The 20,310-nt window shown below is 50.2% G+C and carries 18 protein-coding genes and 1 tRNA gene; 14 read left to right on the top strand and 5 right to left on the bottom strand.

From position 1 onward, the window contains the following. A partial coding sequence (locus tag NZM04_05725; protein MCS7063530.1) for an aminotransferase class I/II-fold pyridoxal phosphate-dependent enzyme occupies positions 1-471 on the bottom strand: 471 nt, incomplete at its 3' end. Here NZM04_05725 and NZM04_05720 point away from each other — a divergent pair. The 5 genes from NZM04_05720 to NZM04_05700 all read left to right on the top strand — a co-directional run bounded on the left by NZM04_05720 (position 470) and on the right by NZM04_05700 (position 6,858). Beyond that, positions 470-1,285 (top strand): RluA family pseudouridine synthase, encoded by an 816-nt coding sequence (locus tag NZM04_05720; protein MCS7063529.1) that lies wholly within the window; start codon positions 470-472, stop codon positions 1,283-1,285. The genes NZM04_05725 and NZM04_05720 overlap by 2 nt on opposite strands. Positions 1,286-1,398: 113 nt before the next feature. Then, a complete protein-coding gene (locus tag NZM04_05715; protein MCS7063528.1) occupies positions 1,399-1,560 on the top strand; it encodes a hypothetical protein in 162 nt (53 codons plus the stop codon). Further along, positions 1,542-1,736 (top strand): hypothetical protein, encoded by a 195-nt coding sequence (locus NZM04_05710; protein MCS7063527.1) that lies wholly within the window; start codon positions 1,542-1,544, stop codon positions 1,734-1,736. The genes NZM04_05715 and NZM04_05710 overlap by 19 nt, the downstream gene beginning before the upstream one ends. Positions 1,737-1,925: 189 nt before the next feature. Then, positions 1,926-6,446: a glutamate synthase large subunit gene (gene gltB / locus NZM04_05705; GenBank protein ID MCS7063526.1), complete on the top strand. Its 4,521-nt coding sequence runs from the start codon at positions 1,926-1,928 to the stop codon at positions 6,444-6,446. 4 nt (positions 6,447-6,450) lie between these two features. Further along, a complete protein-coding gene (locus NZM04_05700) occupies positions 6,451-6,858 on the top strand; it encodes an ACT domain-containing protein (protein MCS7063525.1) in 408 nt (135 codons plus the stop codon). Here the strand turns inward: NZM04_05700 and NZM04_05695 are convergent. After that, positions 6,843-8,501: an autotransporter-associated beta strand repeat-containing protein gene (locus NZM04_05695; GenBank protein ID MCS7063524.1), complete on the bottom strand. Its 1,659-nt coding sequence runs from the start codon at positions 8,499-8,501 to the stop codon at positions 6,843-6,845. The two genes, NZM04_05700 and NZM04_05695, sit on opposite strands and share 16 nt — an antisense overlap. A 27-nt stretch (positions 8,502-8,528) precedes the next feature. Between NZM04_05695 and NZM04_05690 the strand changes: the two genes are divergently transcribed. The 4 genes from NZM04_05690 to NZM04_05675 all read left to right on the top strand — a co-directional run bounded on the left by NZM04_05690 (position 8,529) and on the right by NZM04_05675 (position 13,253). After that, positions 8,529-11,024, top strand: coding sequence for a tetratricopeptide repeat protein (locus NZM04_05690; protein MCS7063523.1), 2,496 nt, complete (start codon positions 8,529-8,531; stop codon positions 11,022-11,024). A gap of 74 nt (positions 11,025-11,098) precedes the next feature. Then, the gene (gene hisI, locus NZM04_05685; protein MCS7063522.1) at positions 11,099-11,536 is read left to right on the top strand and encodes a phosphoribosyl-AMP cyclohydrolase; all 438 of its coding nucleotides are present in this window, start codon (positions 11,099-11,101) and stop codon (positions 11,534-11,536) included. Further along, the gene (locus tag NZM04_05680) at positions 11,520-11,957 is read left to right on the top strand and encodes a hypothetical protein (GenBank protein MCS7063521.1); all 438 of its coding nucleotides are present in this window, start codon (positions 11,520-11,522) and stop codon (positions 11,955-11,957) included. Before hisI ends, NZM04_05680 begins: the two co-directional genes overlap by 17 nt. A gap of 96 nt (positions 11,958-12,053) precedes the next feature. Continuing rightward, entirely contained in the window at positions 12,054-13,253 is a 1,200-nt protein-coding gene (locus NZM04_05675) for a porin family protein (protein ID MCS7063520.1), read from the top strand. A 4-nt stretch (positions 13,254-13,257) separates the two neighbouring features. On the opposite strand, the gene purM is transcribed toward NZM04_05675, so the two are convergent. Genes purM through NZM04_05660 form a run of 3 tightly spaced genes read right to left on the bottom strand, consistent with a single transcriptional unit; the run spans position 13,258 to position 16,226 of the window. Further along, positions 13,258-14,292, bottom strand: a complete 1,035-nt coding sequence (gene purM / locus NZM04_05670; GenBank protein ID MCS7063519.1) for a phosphoribosylformylglycinamidine cyclo-ligase — start codon at positions 14,290-14,292, stop codon at positions 13,258-13,260. A 57-nt stretch (positions 14,293-14,349) separates the two neighbouring features. After that, on the bottom strand, positions 14,350-15,186 hold the full coding sequence (gene cyoE, locus NZM04_05665; GenBank protein MCS7063518.1) for a heme o synthase: 837 nt from the start codon (positions 15,184-15,186) through the stop codon (positions 14,350-14,352). Then, positions 15,183-16,226: a COX15/CtaA family protein gene (locus tag NZM04_05660; protein ID MCS7063517.1), complete on the bottom strand. Its 1,044-nt coding sequence runs from the start codon at positions 16,224-16,226 to the stop codon at positions 15,183-15,185. The genes cyoE and NZM04_05660 overlap by 4 nt, the downstream gene beginning before the upstream one ends. On the opposite strand from NZM04_05660, the gene NZM04_05655 reads away from it, so the two are divergent. The 5 genes from NZM04_05655 to nadE form a co-directional block, all read left to right on the top strand. Then, entirely contained in the window at positions 16,225-16,389 is a 165-nt protein-coding gene (locus NZM04_05655) for a hypothetical protein (GenBank protein MCS7063516.1), read from the top strand. The genes NZM04_05660 and NZM04_05655 overlap by 2 nt on opposite strands. Further along, positions 16,354-16,439: transfer RNA gene (locus tag NZM04_05650), tRNA-Leu, on the top strand. The genes NZM04_05655 and NZM04_05650 overlap by 36 nt, the downstream gene beginning before the upstream one ends. Before the next feature lie 32 nt (positions 16,440-16,471). After that, positions 16,472-17,338: a L,D-transpeptidase family protein gene (locus NZM04_05645; protein ID MCS7063515.1), complete on the top strand. Its 867-nt coding sequence runs from the start codon at positions 16,472-16,474 to the stop codon at positions 17,336-17,338. 57 nt (positions 17,339-17,395) lie between these two features. Continuing rightward, a complete protein-coding gene (locus tag NZM04_05640; GenBank protein ID MCS7063514.1) occupies positions 17,396-18,472 on the top strand; it encodes a protein arginine kinase in 1,077 nt (358 codons plus the stop codon). Positions 18,473-18,478: 6 nt separating this feature from the next. After that, the coding region (gene nadE, locus NZM04_05635) for an NAD(+) synthase (protein MCS7063513.1) at positions 18,479-20,310 on the top strand (1,832 nt) is incomplete at its 3' end.

Here is a 20,310-nt window from a genome sequence, read left to right as displayed (position 1 = left end):
TTCGACATCTGCCTCTGATATTTTCGCGCCATCCCAGAGACAAGCGTGAACACTTTTATCTAAAATCAACACATCTCCACGCCTTGCGATACCAGTGATAGCTCCCATGCAAGCTAAATAGCCTGCTGATAAGACATGCGTTGACTCCACGCCTAAAAACGAAGCCAGTTCCTCTTCAAGTTCTCGGTGATATTGGCGACTTCCATTTGCAAGACGTGATCCGCACGAGCTTGCTCCCCATCGCTCTGCAGCTTCCTGTGCCGCCCGCACGACACGTGGATGCATGCTTAGCCCCAGATACTCGTTGCTGCTCATCATCAGCATCCTGCGGCCTTGGCAGTAGACATATGGCGGCTCTTGACGTTCCACTGTGTGATAATACGGTGAAAATTTAAGCCGCAGGCGAGTAGCCGAGTCGCTCTTTATCCGATCAAGGATTGGATTGGATGCAGTATGCAAAATGCGCAACATGAAACTCCCTGTTTATATGCGTTTTCCGCAAAATATCAGCACAAAAATCATAGCTACCGATCCTCGCCAATGGATTCTTCACGAGAATGAATATTTCATGGTCGTTAATAAACCGGCAGGAATACTCGTTCATCCCACCCCGCGGGTTCAGACGGCGACCTTGATCCAGCTTTTGCAACCTTATTATCCTAACCATGACCTCGGACTAGTCCATCGTCTCGATCGAGAGACTTCAGGTCTCCTCCTCATCGGCAAAAATAAAGTCACCACAGGGGCACTCGGCAAAAAAATGGAAGCACGCAAAATACAAAAAAAATACGTAGCCATCGTGCACGGTGTGCCCGATTGGGATGAGCAGGTGATTGACGCTCCGATCGGCTTCCAAGGCCTAAGTGAAACCAACCGCATCTATCTGCGCCAAGCCATCAAACCCAATGGATCCGAAGCCATCACACATCTTAGAGTCCTGCAAAGAGGTGAACGTCACAGTGTCATCGAAGCCGTGCCCATCACCGGAAGATTGCATCAGATACGCGTGCATCTTGCCTCCGTGGGACTACCTATCGTAGGCGATAAAATCTACGGTCGAGAGCCAGATGCCTTTCTAGATTTCATCGAAAAGGGCTGGACAGCCGCATTGGCTGAAAAGCTGTATCTGCCGCGCCATGCTCTTCATGCCTATGCTTTGGCTCTGAACTGGCAAAACGAAAACCGCTATTTCCATGCTGACTGGAGTGAAGATCTTGTCGAATTTTGGACGTCACATGAGCCCAACGTAACAATTCAGCCGTTAATTCAAGCGGAAGCCCGATAATGTTACTTACTGTCCCCTCTACACGCTCGATCAGCCAATCAGCGTGCTCTTGTAAGGCATAACCGCCAGCTTTATCCAGCGTGTGGACATGGTCGAGATACCTTTCGATTGCAGTGTCTGAAATCGCTTTGAACGTTACGGCGCTTCGATCTACCGCCCACCGAATCCATCCAGAAGGTGAAGCCACGGCCACTGCCGTCACGACTTCGTGTGTGCGGCCGCGAAGCTCTTGGAGGAACTGGAAAGCCATCTTTCTATGCGCAGGTTTTCCGTAGATACGGTGTTCGCAAGCTACGACAGTATCCGCTGCAAGCACGATCTCTCCGTGATGACGCTTCAATGCTGCATGAAGTTTTCTCAAAGCATTGCCACGAGCGACTTCGGTTGCTGTAAATTGGTGCTCACGCGCCTCCACCTCTGCGACATGCGTTGGCACCGTGATCACCTCTAGCCCGAGATAGAGCAGCAGATCTCTGCGACGGGGCGATGCCGAGGCGAGATAGATTTTCACGACACTCACTCTAATGATCTTGAGGCGACTACCAAGATTTTATCGCCTCCTCTTGATTGATTGCAAAAATGCGTTTTTTTAACATAGCCACTTGCGTTGGTGTGCTATTTGCTTTTATGTTTCCAGGCCATGTTGAACTACGAAATCATACGTCGCACTCGTCATTTTCGAGGTCTTTACGATCCAAGCCATGAGCACGACACGTGTGGGATGGGATTTGTTGTAAATATCAATGGAGAGCGGTCCTACGACGTGCTCAAACGGGCGCTCTCCTGTGTATCGAGTCTTACTCATCGGGGAGCGCTCGATGCGGATGCCAAGACGGGTGATGGCGCTGGCGTGCAGACGCAGATACCGTATGAGCTTTTCCTCCCTGAAATTGAAAAGATGGGACACAAAGTCTATCGGGAAAAGGATTTAGGTGTGGGCATGCTCTTCTTGCCACGTGAAGATGAATATGCTCAGGCACGCTGCCGAAAAGTCATCACAGATACGCTTCGTGAATATGGGCTAGTTGTTTTTGGTTTTCGCAAGGTGCCTATCAACACCAAAGTGCTTGGAGATAAGGCGCTCTTGACTTGTCCTCAGATCGAACAAGTTATGATCGGAAGGCCTGAAGACAGCGCGTTGAGCGATGAAGATTATGAGCGGACCCTTTATCTTGCCCGTTGCCAGATTGAATCCATCCTTGAGAAAGACGGTATCCACAATTTTTATGCCTGCTCTTTCTCATCTCGTACGATTGTTTACAAAGGGCTGCTCGTCTCGCCACAGCTTTCTAAGTTTTACAAAGACTTGACGAGCCCCTTATACAAGACAGCGTTGGCTTGTTTCCATCAACGTTATAGCACCAACACCTTTCCGACCTGGCCCCTTGCGCATCCTTTCCGAATGATTGCTCACAATGGTGAGATCAACACGATCAAGGGCAATCGCATTTGGGTTGCAGCTCGGGAACCCCTTTTTCAATGGCCGTTTTGGGGCGATCGCGTCAAATATCTTCGGCCTGTGATTCAACCCGGCGGGAGTGACTCTTGCAGTCTAGATAACACGATCGAACTTCTCGCGATGTCTGGCCGCGGTCTGCTTCACAGCATGTTGATGCTCATTCCGAGTGCATGGAAAGCCGAGCCTAATCTTTCTGAGGCTGAGAGAGCGTTTTATCAATATCACGCTTGTCTCAATGAGCCGTGGGATGGACCGGCGGCTGTTGTCTTCACCGATGGGCGCTATGTGGGGGCATGTCTTGATCGCAACGGTCTCCGTCCTGCACGCTACAAGATCACATCTGATGGCCTGTTTATTTTAGGATCTGAAGCGGGGCTTGGACTGAGCGCTCTTGAGGAAAGGAATATTGTTGAAAAAGGGCGTCTTGCGCCCGGTGAAATCATCGCGGTCGATACCCTGGAGCGTAAGATTCTTCACAAGCAAGAAATTAAAAAACTCTTTGCTGAGGCTCGTCCTTATGCCGTATGGCTGAAGGAACAGCTTCGCACCTTGACTCCGCAAGATGAGCTTCCGCAGGCACGACCTGTCGATCAGTTGTTAAAGGACCAACTTGTCTTCGGATATGATGAGGAGGAGATAAAGACGATTCTCAAGCCTATGGTCGAGACGGGTGAGGAGGCGGTTGGTTCCATGGGAGATGATACACCGTTGGCTGTTCTTTCTTATCGGCCGCGGCCGCTTTACCACTATTTCAAGCAGCAGTTTGCTCAAGTGACCAATCCGCCGATTGACCCGATTCGCGAAAAACTGGTCATGGGTGTAGATATGCTTCTTGGGGCGCGTAAAAACTGGCTTGTAGAGACTCCTGAACATGCGCATCTCATTCACGTTCAGCATCCGATTTTGACGGTCGGAGAGTTGGAGGCGCTTAAAAGTTTTCCAGATTTCAAGCTGCGAACTTTTTCCGTATTGTTTCGGGCTTCGGAAGCGGAGCGGGGATTGGTTGAGGCGCTGGAGCGGGTCTGCAAAGAAGCGGAGTCGGCGGTGGATGAGGGTGTTGAAATAATAATTTTGAGCGATCGCGGCACATCCTCGGAAATGGCGCCGATACCGATGCTGCTAGCAGTGGCAGCTGTGCATCATCATCTGATCAGGCGCGAGAAGAGGATGCTTGCCTCAATCGTGGCGGAGGCGGGCGACGCGCGGGACGTGCATCAGCTGGCTTGCTTGATCGGATATGGGGCTGCGGCGATTTGTCCTTATGTGTTGTGGGAGACTTATGCGCAGCTTTTTAGTGAAGGGCAACTCAAAGCGGCTTCGACAGAGGAAGTGGTGAGAAAGTATCGTGCTGCAGCTGAGAAGGGGTTGTTGAAAATCATGTCGAAGATGGGGATTTCCCTTCTTTCGAGTTATCATGGAGCGCAGTTATTCGATGCTCTGGGCGTTCATGAAAGTGTGATAGAGGCATATTTTACTGGCACTTCGACGACGATAGGGGGGGTTACGTTAAAGGAAATTGCGCGGGATGTGCTGATGCGGCATAGTGAAGCATACGGGGAGCATCCCAAGCTTGCGGATGCGGGATTTTATAGGTATCGGAGGGATGGGGAGCGGCATGCGATTACGCCTGCAGTTATTCAAAATCTGCACACTTATGTCGGGATCAAGGGGGTGGATAAAGCTGGAAGGATTGAGGATTATCGGCGTTATGTGCAGTCGGTTCTTGAAAATGCTCCTTTATCGATAAGGGATTGTCTGGAATTCAAGCCTCTTGGAGCACCGATTCCGATTGAAGAGGTTGAGCCTGCAGAGGAGATCATGCGGCGGTTTACGACGGCCGGTATGTCGCTTGGGGCGCTTTCTCCGGAGGCGCATGAGACGCTGGCGATCGCGATGAATCGAATCGGGGGGAAATCGAATTCTGGTGAGGGAGGCGAGGATCGTGCGCGTTTTGGGGTGATGGAAAACGGGGATTCGAAGAATAGCCGCATTAAGCAAGTGGCATCGGGGCGTTTTGGCGTCTCAGCCGAGTATCTGGCCAGCGCGGCAGAGATTGAGATTAAGATGGCGCAGGGTTCGAAGCCGGGTGAGGGGGGACAGTTGCCTGGCCATAAGGTTAATGCTTTGATTGCGAGGCTGAGAAACAGTGTGCCGGGAGTGATGTTGATCTCTCCTCCTCCGCATCATGATATTTACTCGATCGAGGATCTGGCGCAGTTGATTTATGATCTGAAGCAAGTGAATCCCCGAGCTAAGATCTGTGTGAAATTGGTCGCAGAAACTGGTGTGGGGACAATTGCTGCTGGGGTGGCTAAAGCGCATGCTGATATTATATTGATCAGCGGCGATTCTGGGGGCACGGGGGCTTCGCCGCTTTCTTCGATCAAATTTGCGGGGATGCCTTGGGAAATCGGGATTGCCGAGGCGCAGCAGGTCTTGTTGCTGAATGGGCTTCGTAGCCGCGTCACGCTTCGCACTGATGGGGGGATGAAGACGGGCCGGGATATTCTTGTGGCGGCGATGCTGGGGGCGGAGGAATATAACTTTGGGACGATTGCGTTGATCGCTGCGGGTTGTGTATATGTGCGGCAATGCCATCTGAATACTTGCCCGGTGGGAGTGGCTACGCAGGATGAACGTCTGCGCGCTAAATTTAGAGGTTCACCGGAAAACATTATTCATTTCTTTAATGGGATTACGCAGGAGATTCGAGAGATTATGGCGTCCCTGGGTATTCGGACGATGAATGAGATTATTGGCCGTGCAGATCTTTTGCGGCCGCGATTGATTCCGGATCATCCTAAGATTCAAAATTTGGATTTTTCGAGGTTGCTAGCTGTTCCGGAGCTAGATGAGGGCACGCCGCGATATCACACTTGGGAGCAGAACGAGCGCTTGGAGGATAGGCCGTTGGATGAGGTGCTGATTCAGGATGCTAAGGAGGCTATAAGGACGAAGCGGCCGACGCGGTTGAAGTATAAGGTGTCTAACGTTAATCGCTCGATAGGCACGCAGCTTTCAGGTGATATTGCATTTACGTATGGGGATGCGGGGTTGCCTGATGGGACGTTGGATATTCGGCTTTCGGGAAGTGCTGGGCAGAGTCTGGGGGCTTTCCTTGTCCGTGGAGTGAAAATTACATTGACGGGCGAGGCAAATGATTACGTGGGGAAGGGAATGTCTGGCGGGACGATTGTTGTTGTGCCGCCGCCGGGAGCAAAGTTTTTTCCTAACCAAAATATTATTGTGGGGAATACTTGTCTTTATGGTGCGACGGGGGGGGAGTTGTTTGCTTTGGGAGGGGCAGGGGAACGGTTTGCGGTGCGGAATAGTGGGGCGACGGCAATTGTCGAGGGTGTGGGGGATCATGGGTGCGAGTATATGACTGGGGGGACAGTTGTGGTTTTGGGTCCGACTGGCAAGAATTTTGCAGCGGGTATGTCGGGTGGAATTGCTTACGTGTATGATGAGGAGGATGCTTTTCCGAAAAGGGTGAATCTCGGGATGGTGAGTATTGAGCGGTTGACGGATCCTCAGGAAGTGGAGCGGCTTCGGTTGCTGATTCAGAAATATCAGGTTGCGACGGATAGTGCGAAGGCACATCGGCTTTTGGCTGCTTGGGGAAATACTGTGGAAAAATTCTGGAAGGTTGTTCCTCATCCTCCTCAGGTCGTTGTGGAGGCGGGTGTGAGTAGGAGTTGATGTTATGCGTGCGTCGTTGACTTCACAGCTTGCGATTTTTTTGAGTAACAATCCGGGAACGCTTGCGGCGATTTGTGATGTGTTGGCGAAGCATGATATTAATATTCTTGCGATTGCAACGAGTGATGCTGTGGATTATGCGGTGGATCGGCTTGTGGTGGACAAGCCGAAGACGGCGTTGCGTTTGTTTGAGGAGCGAGGGGCTTTGGTGATTGAGACGCCTGTGTTGCTAGTGGAGGGGATCAATAGGCCGGGTAGTCTTTCGCGCTTGGCGCATGCGTTATCGGATGCTGGGGTGAATATTGAGTATCTTTATTGTGCAACTCCTGCGAATGAGTTGCATGGGGCGTTGATTTTGAAGGCGTCGGATGCGGGGTTGGCGTTGAAGGTGATCAATCAGCTTCCGGATTGATGGGGGTTGGGGGCTGTGGCTTGTTGTTGGAGACGTCGGAGGTGGATTCCTACTGTGATGATTAGGAGGAGGATGATAGTTGCGTAGGTGGAGGGTTCTGGAATTGGGACGAGCTCCCATGCGCTGCCGAATGGGATGAAGGTGGCTCCCATGAGGCCTTGGGATGACCAGAAGACGTTGGCTAGGAAGTCTGTGGGGACGTTGCTGATGTTGTTGAAGATGATTTTGTCGTTGGCGCCTGCTGATGTGAGGGGGCCGGCAGTGGAGTTGGTGATGGTGAGGACGGGGTTGTATGTGTTGCCGTTGTTTATGCCGTTGTAGAAGTTGAAGTCGTTAAAGACCCATCCGCCGTTGTTTCCGGTTGTCGTGGTGAGTTGGATGGTGGAGTTGTCGTCGAGGGTTAGAAATCCTACGGTCTCGGGGAGGTTGTCTTGGTTGATCAAAGTGCCTCCGGCGAGGATCATGTTGGCTGTGTCGGGGATGCGGTCGGTGGCGATGCTTGAGGCTGTGATGAGGAGGGTGCCGCCGGGGTTGAGGGTGACGGCACCTGCGGAGGTGAGTTGGCCTCCGACGTCAAGCTTGAGGGTGCCGGTGTTGTTTACGGTGACTGCGGCTGTGTCGGAGGTGTCGAGGAGGGTGAGGGTGCCGCCATCGATTTGGGTTGCGCCGGTGTAGGTTTGGGGTGTGGCGAGGGTGAGGGTGCCGGTGCCTTGTTTGATGAGGCCTCCTGTGCCGGTGATATTGCCGCTGTAGGTGGTGGAGGCATTGTTTCCGCCGATGGCAGGTGACCAGCCGTTGTTGTTGATGGTGCCTCCTGTGCCAGCTAATGAGCCGATGAGTAGGTTGTCGTTTATGTTTACCGTGCCGTTGTTGACGACGAGGCTGGTGTTGACTGAGGTGGAGTTGGTGTTGAGGTTGACGGTGCCACCGTTGACGTTGAGGGTGAAGGTGGAGGTGTTGTTGCCGGAGAGGGTGAGGGCGTTGGAGCCGATTTTGTTGATTGTGCCGGTGCCGAGGATGTTGGATGCGATGGTGACGTTGCTGAGGCCTGAGATGGTGGCGTTGTAACCGTTTAGATTAAATCCTACGGATGAATTGAAGTTGATGTTGCCTGAGCTTGCGTTGATGTTGCCGTTTCCGGCTAGGACGAGGTGGGCATTGATGTTTTGGGTGTTTCCGGAGGAGTTGGTTATGAGGTTGCCACCGATGCCGTGAATGGTGAGGGTGTTGGCTGCTGAGCTGGAGGTGATGGTGTAGGGGCCGGCGCCGGTGATGAAGTTGAGTTGACCGACGTTAGATGGGGCATTGACGACTGGATTGTGGGTTACGGGGGTGTTGAAGCGGGCTTCGTCGGCTGCGCCAGGAATGCCGGCGGACCAGTTGCCTGCGGAGTTCCAGTTGGTGTTTGTGGGGTTCCATGTGGTGACTATTGATAGGGCGGATTGGACTAGGGCTACAAGGATTAAGGCGGGGAAGTAGCTGTTGATTTGGGATTCTTTCATGATGAGAGTAAGGTAGATGTTGGGATTTATTTTGTCAATATAAAAAACTGTGTCGAGTGAATAAAAAGAATTTTTTTCTGGTATGGGGCTTTGTGATTGGTGAATTTTTTGGGGTTGATTTTTGGTTCTGTGTGTTATCATCTTGGTTTTTTACTTAGGAACAGGATTATGTTTAGGATTGCTGTGTGGGTCAGGGTGGTTGGGGTGTGTGTGGTGTTGGGGGAGGGAGTGTTGATGGGGGTTGAGGGGGATGCTGCGAGGGAGTGGATTGGGGCAAGGAGGGGTTTTGAGGATGGTTTGTTGGGGGTGGCTAGGATGAGGCTTGAGAATTTTATCAGGAAGTATGGGCGGGTGCGGGAGGCGATGGAGGCAAGGGTGATGTTGGCTAAGATTTATTACGATGAGGGGCTTTATGAGGAGGTGGAGAGGCTTGTTGGCTCAGCGAAGGAGTGGGGAGGGGAGGGGAGAACGGAGTTGGATTATGTGTTGGGGGAGAATGCGTTGGCAAGGGGACGATGGGTTGAGGCGGAGCAGGTGTTTCGTAGGGTGTTGGGTGGGATGCCTAGTGCGGAGTTGACGCAGCGGGCGCAGTTGGGTTTGGCTTGGGCGTTGCTTAAGCAGGGTAAGAGGGGGGATGGTATGAGTTTGTTGAGTAATGTAGCGATTAACTATGCGGGCACGGATGTGGGCCAGGAGGCGAGGATGATTCGGGTGCGGTTGTTAATCGCTGATGGGAAATATGAGGAGGCGAAGGCGGAGTTGCGGGCGTTTTTGCAGGAAAGTAAAGGGAGTAGGTGGGAATACGAGGCTTGGGTTTGGCTTGGTGAGTTGCAGATGTTGGAGGCTGGGTATGCGGATGCGATAACGTCGTTTTTGAGGGGGACTGAGATAGGGCGTGCGCATCCGCGGTGGGTTGTGGCGCAAGGGTTGACGCAGTTGGGACGAGCTTATCAGGCGACGAATCTTCCGCAGAAGGCGTTGGAGGCTTATGAAAAGGCATTTTACGCAGCGGAGCAGGAGGAACAGAAGGTGCGTGCTTTGCGGGCTTGGTTGTCCACGGCTAAGGAGTTGAAGGTTTTGGACGGGGTGTTGAAAGGTCTGATGGACGAGGGAAGGAGGATGGGAGGATATCGGAGCTTTGTTGACTACGAGGTGGCGGAATTTTTGATAGAGAATGGGAGGGAGTCGGAGGCGGTTGAATTGTGGGAGCGGGTGGCAGAGCGGGAAGGTGATTCGCGGTGGGGAGTGGCGGCGATGTTAAGGCTAATAGAGCAGGCTAAGCTGAATAAGCAGTGGAATAGGGCGGAGAGGTATTTGCAAGAAATATTAGATGTGGATCGGAGCATAGAGGTTGTTGCAAGGGCTAATTTTTTGCTTGGGGAGTTGCGTTATATGCAAGGGGCTTTTGGAGAGGCGCAAGTGGCTTTTAATCTAGCTGGAAGGGAGGGTGAGTTGGCGGAGATTGCGTTGTTTAATGAGATTTTGTGTGTGGCTAGACAGGGGAATTTAGAACAGTTTTTGCGTATGGAGAGAGAATTTTTGAGGCGCTTTTCTCAGAGTGTGTATCGGGATAAATTGCTGGAGGAAAGAGCGCGTGTTCTAGAGCAGAGGGATCAGAAAGAGGATTTGGTAAAGACGTACGAGGAGGCATTGAAGACGAGTGTGGATCCAGAGAGAAGGGTTGAGTTGATGATGAGGCTTGCGGAGAGCTATGAAGGGATGGAAAAGCTTTCTGAGGCTAAAGAGATATATGATGATGTGGTGATGCGATACAAGGGGAGTAGTTTGTATGTAGAGGCTGCTTATCGAAGGGCATTTGTTTATTTAAAGGCTGGGATATGGAGTGAGGAGGAGGTTAGGGAAAATCTTTTTAGATTGTGGGAAGGAGAGGCAAAGCATGGACTTGCTCCATATGTTTTATTTACTGTGGCAGAGTTGGATTTTAATCGAAAGGACTTTGCCAACGCACAGTTGCTGTTTGAGAAGCTTGTGCAGGATTATCCTCAAAGCGAATTAGTGGATCAGGCGTTGTTTTTTGCTGGGCAGTCTTCAGCCGGTCATGGTGACTATGCAAGGGCAATAAGCTTGTTGGATAAAATCAGTGAGCGGGCAAATGAGAAGAATCAAGCTCGGCTGTTGCAAGGCCGTCTATATCAACAGCAAGGGCAGTTTCAGTCGGCCCTAATGCTGTATGAAGCTGTGCTGAGCCGAGAGAAAGAGGGGCCGTTATACATACAAGCCTTGTTGGGCAAGGGAGATTGTCTCTTTGCGCTTGGGTCTAGTCTAGGAACTCGCTATCAAGAGGCGGCGGAGGCATATCGAACGTTAATTTCGAGCAATTTTGGGGATGTATCGCAACGTAATGAGGCTGGTTATAAGTATGGGAAGTGTTTGGAAAAAATGGGTAAAATCGATGAGGCACTTGCAATCTATATGGAGGTAGTGCGGGGGAGAATAAGACCGACTGGGAGTGAAGCGATTCCTGAATATTTTTGGACAATCAAGGCTGGATTGAATGCAACGGACATTTTATCAGCAAGGAAGGACTGGCAGGCAGCTTTGGAGGTGTATAAAGCGATGGCAAAGCTAGGTGGTCCGTATCGGGAGCAATTTCAGGAAATGATTAATCGTTTGCGAAGGGATCATTTTTTGTATGTGGAATAATGATGTGATGGGTTTTGTAGTGGGGATTGGAGACAGATATTGCAATATGATTCGTACCATGCTAATTCACTTATATGGCATTTAGTGTATACGAAATAGAAGAAGGTAAGCGACTGATCCCAAGGTTTGATCTATACCCAATCCTCCCATGTATCACCGTAGATGCTCAGACGGGGGAGGTCCTTATGCTTGGATACATGAATGAGGAAGCACTTCGAAAGACTATCGAAACTAAGAAAGCGACTTACTATAGCCGTTCGAGAAACAAAATATGGGTCAAGGGTGAGCAATCTGGGCTTGTGCAACACGTGAAGGAAATTATGATCGATGATGATCAGGATTGCTTATTGATAAAAGTTGTAGTGGAGGGCGGAGCTTCCTGTCACGTGGGATACAGAAGCTGTTTTTATAGAAGACTATTGGATGGGTCGAAGGATGAGTTAGAGTTTACAATTCACGAGAAGGTGTTTGATCCTGTGAAAGTCTACGGTGCTCATGCTGCAACGCATTAGCACATTGATCAAGGTAGGGTTGGTCTGGTGTTTCCCTTGTTTACTGTCTGCTCAGATTGGGGAAACGCGAGAACAGCTTAAGGCCCGTTACGGGCCGGCTTTGTCAGTCGGTGGACAGGATGTCTTCGAAAGCGCTCCTTTCCACATCACTGTGTTTTATGATGAGTTAGGGCGTTCACGCCTAATGATTTATGCTTTGGCTTCTAAAGCAAGAAAAGCTATAACAAATAACGTAGAAGCATATATGAAGAAAATTATGACAGATTTGAGTAACGGTTTGGATTGGAACCTAGTTGAGAAAAAAGTATCAGAAGCGACCTACTTACGAAGCGACAAAAAGCTATTTGCGCGAGTCAATTATGAAGAAAACTTAATTTTCTTTATGACTCCAGATGCGATGAGAGCCTATGAGAGGAGATAAGGCTAGTAAAAAATGACAGGTATTTACGTGTCGCTAAAGCCTATGAAACTGAAAATAGCGTTTGACTTTTCGTGAAAATCAAAATTAAATTTTTCAATGAGATTTTTCTTATTTCTGATTGTGGGAGCTCTGTTAGGTTTTTCAAAATCCATTCTTTATGCGCAAGGAACAGATACCATACATGGTGACGTTCCTCTTTTTGATAGTGATTTTTTAACTTCTAACACCTCTAGCAACAAGAAAAGCGGTATCGCTCAAGAAAATTCCTTATTTGACCCTGAGTTTAGAAATATCAGGGAACAAGCAGCCAGAAGAAAAAATCCCTCGTTTGATGAGTCTCAGAAAGACGTGGCATCTAAGCCAAAATCTTCAGTCTCAAACCCTTCAACAACCTCAAGCGCTGCCGCGGCTCCCGATTCATCTCTAAAAAGGACTGTTTCTCAACCATCTCAAGAAAAAAAATCACCCGCCCCTTCACTGAGTAACTTAACACACAATCAAAAGCCTCGAAAGGTTACCAAGACCTCTCAAACTACAGCTCGTGATCCCAAAGAGATGTATGATCCTAAAGATCTACACGAGGACTTATACATGGGGGAAAATCCGCGCGTTGTTATCAAGGAAGACATGCGAGAAGGAAGAATATATGTAACCCTTGGCATAGGTGGAGTCTTAGGAAGCACAAGTTCAGGATCTATTGCACGAGTGGATAAAGATGCTTTCAGCAATGTAAGTGCGGCCTCTTACCATGGAAATTCTCTCACCGCAAGATTTGGTAGAGTAGACTCCGACATTGCCTTAGTAGGCATGGCCGGTGTCGGCTATGACAGCTCGATCAGCGATAGAGGTTTGGGGTATTCAATAGGACTGGAATACCTATATCAGGATAAAAGTCTAACCCAACACTACACCACACATGACAATTTTGGAAACCAAGTCACAAGCGGCGAAATATCTGTTGGCGAAATACATTACATTATGGCAAAATTTCTCGGAAAATACAGAATAAACTCCTGGATGCCCTATGTCGGCATCGGTGGAGGCATGGCCTTATACAAAACACGCGATCTAGTTTCCTCAGCCTTGCATTTTCCGATATTTGGTAACGGCACCCATGCTGCCCCCGTTATCATGCCTGTAGTGGGCCTTGAATACGATCTCAATCAAGACTGGTCAATCACGGGAGAATACAAATACTTATATTGTCCGACAGCACGATTTAACGAAGGAGTGAAAGCCGAGTTCAAGCCTCTGGATACACACAATCTTATCATCGGAGCTAAATACGGGTTCTGATTTTTCATATTAATATCACCCTAGGCTTACGCATCTGAGACCTAACTACCTCCCCAATCCTGCGGCTTCCAGTTAGTTCTCCAAGCACTAATTTTTCGTCTTCGGGAGAAACTACCACCACTATCCCTATCCCCATATTGAAAGCCTGAAAAGCCTCAGATTGATCTAAGTTACCGATTCTTATCAAAAGCTTAAAAATTTCAGGCACTTCCCAAGTCCCTAGCTCAATCCTAGCGCATAAGCCCTTCGGCAACACTCGCGGCAAATTGTCCACTAGCCCGCCGCCAGTGATATGAGCCATTCCTTTGACCTCTGCTATCGACATCAATAGCCGAATCTCCCTAAGGTAGCTTTTATGAGGCTCCAGAAGAATCTCGCCTAGAGGCTTGCTACTATTTAGCACTCGCTGCTTTAACTTAAACTTGTGATCTTGAAACAAGATCTTTCTCACCAAGGAATATCCATTCGTATGGAGACCAGACGAAGGTAGCCCGATTAACACATCACCTGCTTCAATATGGCTCCCGTCTACAATTTTCCTCCGCTCCACCACTCCAACAATCGTTCCCACCAAGTCGAAATTCTCCGCATCGTATACACCCGGCATCTGTGCGGTCTCTCCACCTAACAGCGCACATCCAGCCTCTCGGCAAGCCCGTGTCAACCCCTCCATAATCTCTTGAAACATCTTCCGCCGCAGCCTCCCTACACCGATGTAATCTAAAAAAAACAACGGCTCCGCTCCCAGCACTGCTATATCGTTCACACAATGATTTACCAAATCCATACCCACACCCCGATACCGTCCCATGGCACTTGCAATCTTCAATTTCGTCCCCACACCATCCATACTCGCGACTAACACCGGCTCCTCATAGCCTTCAAATTTTGCTCTAAACAGTCCCCCAAAACCTCCCACATCCCCAAGCACCTCAGCCCTACGGGTTCTCGACAACATCTCTTTCAACCCAGATTTAATCGCATTCCCCAAGTCAACATCTACCCCTGCCTGAGCATAAGCTTTGCGTCGCCGTCGCATAATCAGTCTTCTATACTGCCTTCTTTTCTTCACGCCAACATTAAGCGTCAACTGCTGTCATCTCTTCCCAAGACACCACACAGCCAAGATCAATGGCAAGTAAACAATAGACGCAAAAAAAAGCCTACGTGCACCCTCTGCTTTTTTCCAAAACTGCGCCGCCTCCCACACCAACCACCCACCCAGCAAAAACGTAAGCCCCGTGCTCCACATACTAAGCTTCCCCCCCAAGCTCCAAAGTAAACTCACGGGCCACAATGCAGCCGCATACATCATCGCCAACCTCCCTACACGCTTAGCATCTCCCTCACCCCCGATCATCTTGAAACCCGCTTTCAGATAATCCTCTCTGCACCACCATGCGATCGCTAAAAAATGTGGCATCTGCCAAAAAAACAACACCGCAAAAAGCACGCCAGCCTCCCACCCAAAGTCCTTTCCTGCCCCTGTCCAGCCCATGACAGGAGGAATTGCACCGGGAATTCCACCCACCAAGGTATTCAACTCCGTCCTCTTCTTCAAAGGCGTATATCCAAAAACGTAAACGCCCAGCGCAACTCCACCGAGCAAAGCCGTCAGGAGATTCACCTCCCAAGCAAGAATTCCAAGACCCAGGCAGCTCATCACCACGCCCCATGCCTGCCCCCACAAAGGGCTACGCCTCCCTGCTGGCAAAGGACGCTCCTTGGTCCGGGTCATCAAAGCATCCTCCTCTACCTCCCACACTTGATTCAACGCTGATGCACCTGCGGCCAGCAATGCCGTCCCCAAGATCGTCCATAAAAAATTTACCACATCGAGCCTCCCCTCACTGCCTAAATAATAACCCGCAGCCGTCGTCAACAACACCAAAAAAGTCAAGCGAAATTTCGTCAGCAACAAAAAATCCCTCACAACCTATCACCTCCCACCGTTAATCTTGCCTCCAACGCACGGGCAATCCACCACTTCACAAACAAAACACAAAGTAACAAAGCACCCGTCACCACGTGCATAGTCGCAATCAAAGCCGCCTTCCCGCTCCACACCGTCATCGCACCAAGCGCTAACTGCAATATCAATAACAATCCCCACACCCCATTCCACACTCGCCACATAGGGTAAATCTGCTGATCTATCTTGCGCCGACGCCAATTTTTCCACAGCCACCAGGCTCCAAGTCCAGTAATGATCAGAGCTATAAGCCGATGGGTCATGTGCAGATGAATTTGTGCAATTGTAGTCGGCGGCCAGCCTCGCACATGTCTCTCTTCATTGATCAACGCCAGACGCTTTGCATCTACTGCCGGCCACCACTCCCCGTATGCAGTTGGAAAATCCGGAACAGCAAGACCAGCATGCTCATGTCGCATCGCAGCCCCGACGACCAACTGCAAAAAAACAATACTTATTAGCACAAGAGCCGACTGTCTCCTCCACCTCCACACACTCCGTTCATTCTCAAGAGCCTCAATTTCAAGCCTCCCTCCCTGCCCAACACCCCAGATCTTTAAAGCCATCCCAAGACACACTAAAAGAAAAACCTGCGCCACACAGCCGTGTATCCAACCAAGATGATTATTCACCAAGATCACACGATATCCCCCTAAAACACCCTGCCCTACCACCAAAACTACCGCTCCCCAAGCCGTCCACTGAAGGCTCCGAGGAAGCCGCACCAGACTCACACCGATGGCGAATATCACACTGGCTAGTCCCACACTTGCCGCCCACAGTCGATGCACATGCTCTATCCAGACGCCTCCCACCCACCGCTCGTATGGAAACAAAAACATGTTATAACCATAGCTCGTCGGCCAATCCGGCACAGCCAAGCCCGAGCCAGTGCTCGTCACCATACCTCCGATACCGATCAACGCGAGTGTCCCCACAAAAAGCAAGCCCGCCCAAAACGAGAGCACCCATTTCCACCACGGCGTTGCACAATTAAGCATGAAAACTAAGACTGGCGTCTCCTCAGTAAAAAAACAATCTTTGATAACTCGCCGCTACGCTCAGTATTCAAGCCTATCCAAAGCCATTGACTTTATGAAGCCCAACGTTACCATCCCCTCATCCCTTGCCCGTGTGGCGAAATGGCAGACGCACAGGACTTAAAATCCTGAGGAGTGAATAACTCCGTGCCGGTTCGAGTCCGGCCACGGGCAATCCCAAAATCACAAGCACCCTGATCCGAAGAATGAAAAATCAGGCCGCTTCTTTTGCTCACCTCTCAAGACTTCTCCTCCTCATCACCTACGGCTCCTTTTGCTTCCTCCAAGCCACCCCAATCCCCCAAAATACTCTACAACTTGCAGTCGTCGTAGCACCCCACGCCTCCACAAAAAACGCACTCATGCGTCTTTACTCCCGCGAAAACTCTCAAGCGCCATGGAAAGAAGATACGCCCTGGTGGCCAGTTTTACTCGGAGCAGCAGGAATGGCGTGGGGAATCGGATTACATCCTCCACAACCCGGCATTCAAAAGAAGGAAGGGGACAAACGCACACCCGCAGGTGTATTTAAAATCGGGCTCATCTTAGGTCACGCCGAAAGACTCCCAGCCGGTTCCTCCCCCGATTGGCCTTATAGAAAAGTCACCGATAAAGACATCTGGGTGGATGATCCCACATCCCCCCACTACAATCAACACCTCATCCTAGGCCAAGATGGCATACCAAATGACTACCAAGCCCATCGAATGACACTTGGCGATCAAGCTTACCGCTGGCTCGTGCTCATCGAGCACAATTACAAACCCGCTACGCCTTATGCCGGAAGCGCAATCTTCTTCCACGTCCGCCGAGGCATCCAGAGAGCCTCCGCCGGATGCACAGTTATGGCTTTAGACACTCTAGAAAATTTCATTCGCTGGTTGCGTCCCCAGTCACATCCAGTTCTCGTTCAACTCCCGCTCAAAAATTATCAAAAATTCCGCGAGCAATGGAAGCTTCCCCTCCTTCGCGACCTCCCGACCCGCCCCTCAGCATTTTGGCCTCCCGCTGAACTCGGGCACATCACTGACCTTCACGACACGGCCACAAATTCCTCAACATTTCAGCCATAACCTCACCTCCACAAGCTCCCCGATTGCTCTCCATTCGAAATTCGATAAAATAACCTCATGAAATTCAGCGCTTTGATGCGTTCCAACATCGAATGGATGCGGGGTGAAGCGAAATCTGTGGCCTTGTGTTCACGAATACGATTAGCTCGTAACATCAAAAACGCACCTTTTCCAGGATGGGCTAAAAAGGCTGATCGAGAAAGAATCTATAATGAAATCCAGCCCGCACTCACCCGTCTCCCAGAAATGGAAAACGCAATCATCAACGACCCCATGGATCGGTTCACCCAGACTCAGCGCCAAATTTTAGTCGAGCAGCATCTCATTTCACGCGAACACGCCTCCAAAAGCTCGGGTAGCGGATTAGCTGTCAACAAAAACAAAACCATCTCGATCATGGTCAACGAAGAAGACCATCTCCGCATCCAAGTCTTCCGCAGTGGCTCCTCACTTAAACCGCTATGGAAGTTGATCGATAAAATCGATGACGAACTCGACCGTCTCCTCGATTTTGCATTTCATCCTGAAATTGGTTATCTCACCGCATGCCCCTCCAATGTCGGCACTGGAATGCGCGCCTCCGTAATGATGCATCTGCCCGGGCTCGTAATCAGTGAACAAATCGGACAAATCATCAAAGCAGCCAACAAAATCGGTCTCGCCGTTCGAGGCCTTTACGGAGAAGGCACTGAAGCCTTAGGCAATCTCTTTCAAATCTCAAATCAAATGACGCTCGGCGATAGCGAGCTGAACATCATCGAGCGCCTCAACAAAGTCATCGATCAAGTTGTCGAACACGAAAACAACGCACGCATTCGCCTCTTGCAGGAAAAACCTCGTCTTCTAGCTGATCAAATCGGCCGCGCCTACGGCATCATGTTACACGCATACTCCATAAGCTCAAAAGAAGCTCTCAACCTAATCTCCCTCCTCCGACTCGGCATGGATTTAAATTTCTTCCCTGACACAATCTCACATGAGTTGGACGAACTCTTCATTCGCACACAACCAGGCCATCTCCAAATGGACCTAGAACGAAAACTTTCATCCGAAGAACGCGACGCAATGCGTGCTGACCTGCTTCGCAGCCACCTCCAGAAATGTCCTCCGCCAAATTTTCCGATTGCCATCTAGCCTCACATGCGCATAGCAGCCGCCTCGTTTAATCCAACCCCTTTAGACTGGAGGGGCAACAGAGGCCAGATTCAAAAAATCCTACATCAAGCCCATTCCCAGGCTGTCGATGTGCTCTGTCTTCCTGAGCTTTGCCTCACAGGATACGGCTGCGAAGATCTATTCTTGAGCCAAGACTTTTGTGAGCGTGCATGGCGAGAGCTCATGCTACTACTCCCACATACTGAACGAATTCTTGTCACCGTCGGATTGCCAGTTGTTTTTCAATCAAAAATATACAACGCCGTAGCAATCTTGGCTGCAGGGAGGCTCGTTGCCTTGATTCCTAAGCAAAATCTGGCTCGCGACGGCATTCACTACGAGCCCCGCTGGTTTACAGCATGGCCGCGCGGAGACCGCCAAATTTATCTTCACAAGGACCTTTCCGTGCCAATCGGAGATTTTTTAATCCGCCTAAAAATTGGAGATGAAGCGAATACGCTAGGAGTTGAGATTTGCGAAGACGCATGGGTTGCTTATCGTCCCGCTCAAGCCTTGGCTCAAAGAGGAGCGACGCTTATTCTCAACCCAAGTGCTAGTCATTTCGCGCTTCATAAAGTCTCGCGCCGTATCTCCATCGTTCTTGAGGCTTCTCGGAAGTATGTCCCGACCTATGTTTACGCCAATCTACTCGGTAACGAAGCTGGCCGAGTGATCTACGATGGCGATCTTTACATCGCGCATCGCGGCGAAATCCTGGCCTCTGCGCCTCGTCTTACTTTTAAGGATAGCCAGATGATATGCGTTGATCTGTTTGGCAATGCTTCACGGACGCAAGTGCCATCAGACGACATTCTTGAAGTGCAACTTCCTTCATCGTCTCGTCAGCGGCCTCCCTTTGCGATTTCACCCCCTGATTCTTATCAAATGAGCCAAGCAGAAGAGTTCGCGCGAGCTGTCTCCCTTGGATTATGGGATTATCTCCGCAAAACGCGTGCCCAAGGCGCGGTCGTCTCACTCAGCGGCGGCGCTGATTCCGCGGCAGTCTCGCTCTTAATGGCGCTGGCCCCGCGTTTCGCCTTGATAGAAACAGATGAGACAACTTTCCGAAATCGCTGGCTACATCTGGCTTTTTTGAAGGATGAACTACAGCCGTTGACGGTTGAAAGCGTCGTTGCGCATATATTAACATGCGCCTACCAGGCTACTGATTTCAGCAGTGATGTAACCCGCCGCGCAGCAGAATCAGTGGCTAGAGGACTCGGTGCTCGTTTTTTAGTCTGGAACATTCAGCCTATCGTAGATCAGTATTGCATGCTGATCGAAAAAGCTTTGGGACGATCGCTTGACTGGTCACGAGATGATGTCGCTCTACAGAATATTCAAGCGCGAGCGCGATCGCCAGGAATATGGATGCTAGCCAATATCGAAAACAAACTTTTGCTTGCCACGAGCAATCGTTCCGAAGCAGCTGTGGGTTATGCAACAATGGATGGCGATACCTCAGGTGGCCTTGCTCCGCTGGCGGGTATCGATAAAACCTTTTTGCGGGAATGGCTCGAGATGATGGAAAAAGAAGGCTTACCTCCGCACATCCCTCCGATGCCGTTTCTCCGTGAAGTGAATCAACAAAAGCCTACAGCCGAGCTACGGCCTCGCGAAGCCCAACAGACAGATGAGGCCGATCTCATGCCCTATTTCATTCTCGATACGATTGAGGATTGGGCGATACGAGATCGAAGATTTCCTCAATCCGTTTTTAACCGACTTATCAAATCCTTTCACAGCCAGACGAAACCTGAGCTTCTTCATTACACGAGCCGCTTCTATCGCCTTTGGTGCCAAAATCAATGGAAGCG

The sequence above is a fragment of the Candidatus Methylacidiphilales bacterium genome, from assembly GCA_025056655.1.
Classification (GTDB): Bacteria; Verrucomicrobiota; Verrucomicrobiia; order Methylacidiphilales; family JANWVL01; genus JANWVL01.
This window is presented reverse-complemented; position numbering and strand designations above follow the sequence as displayed.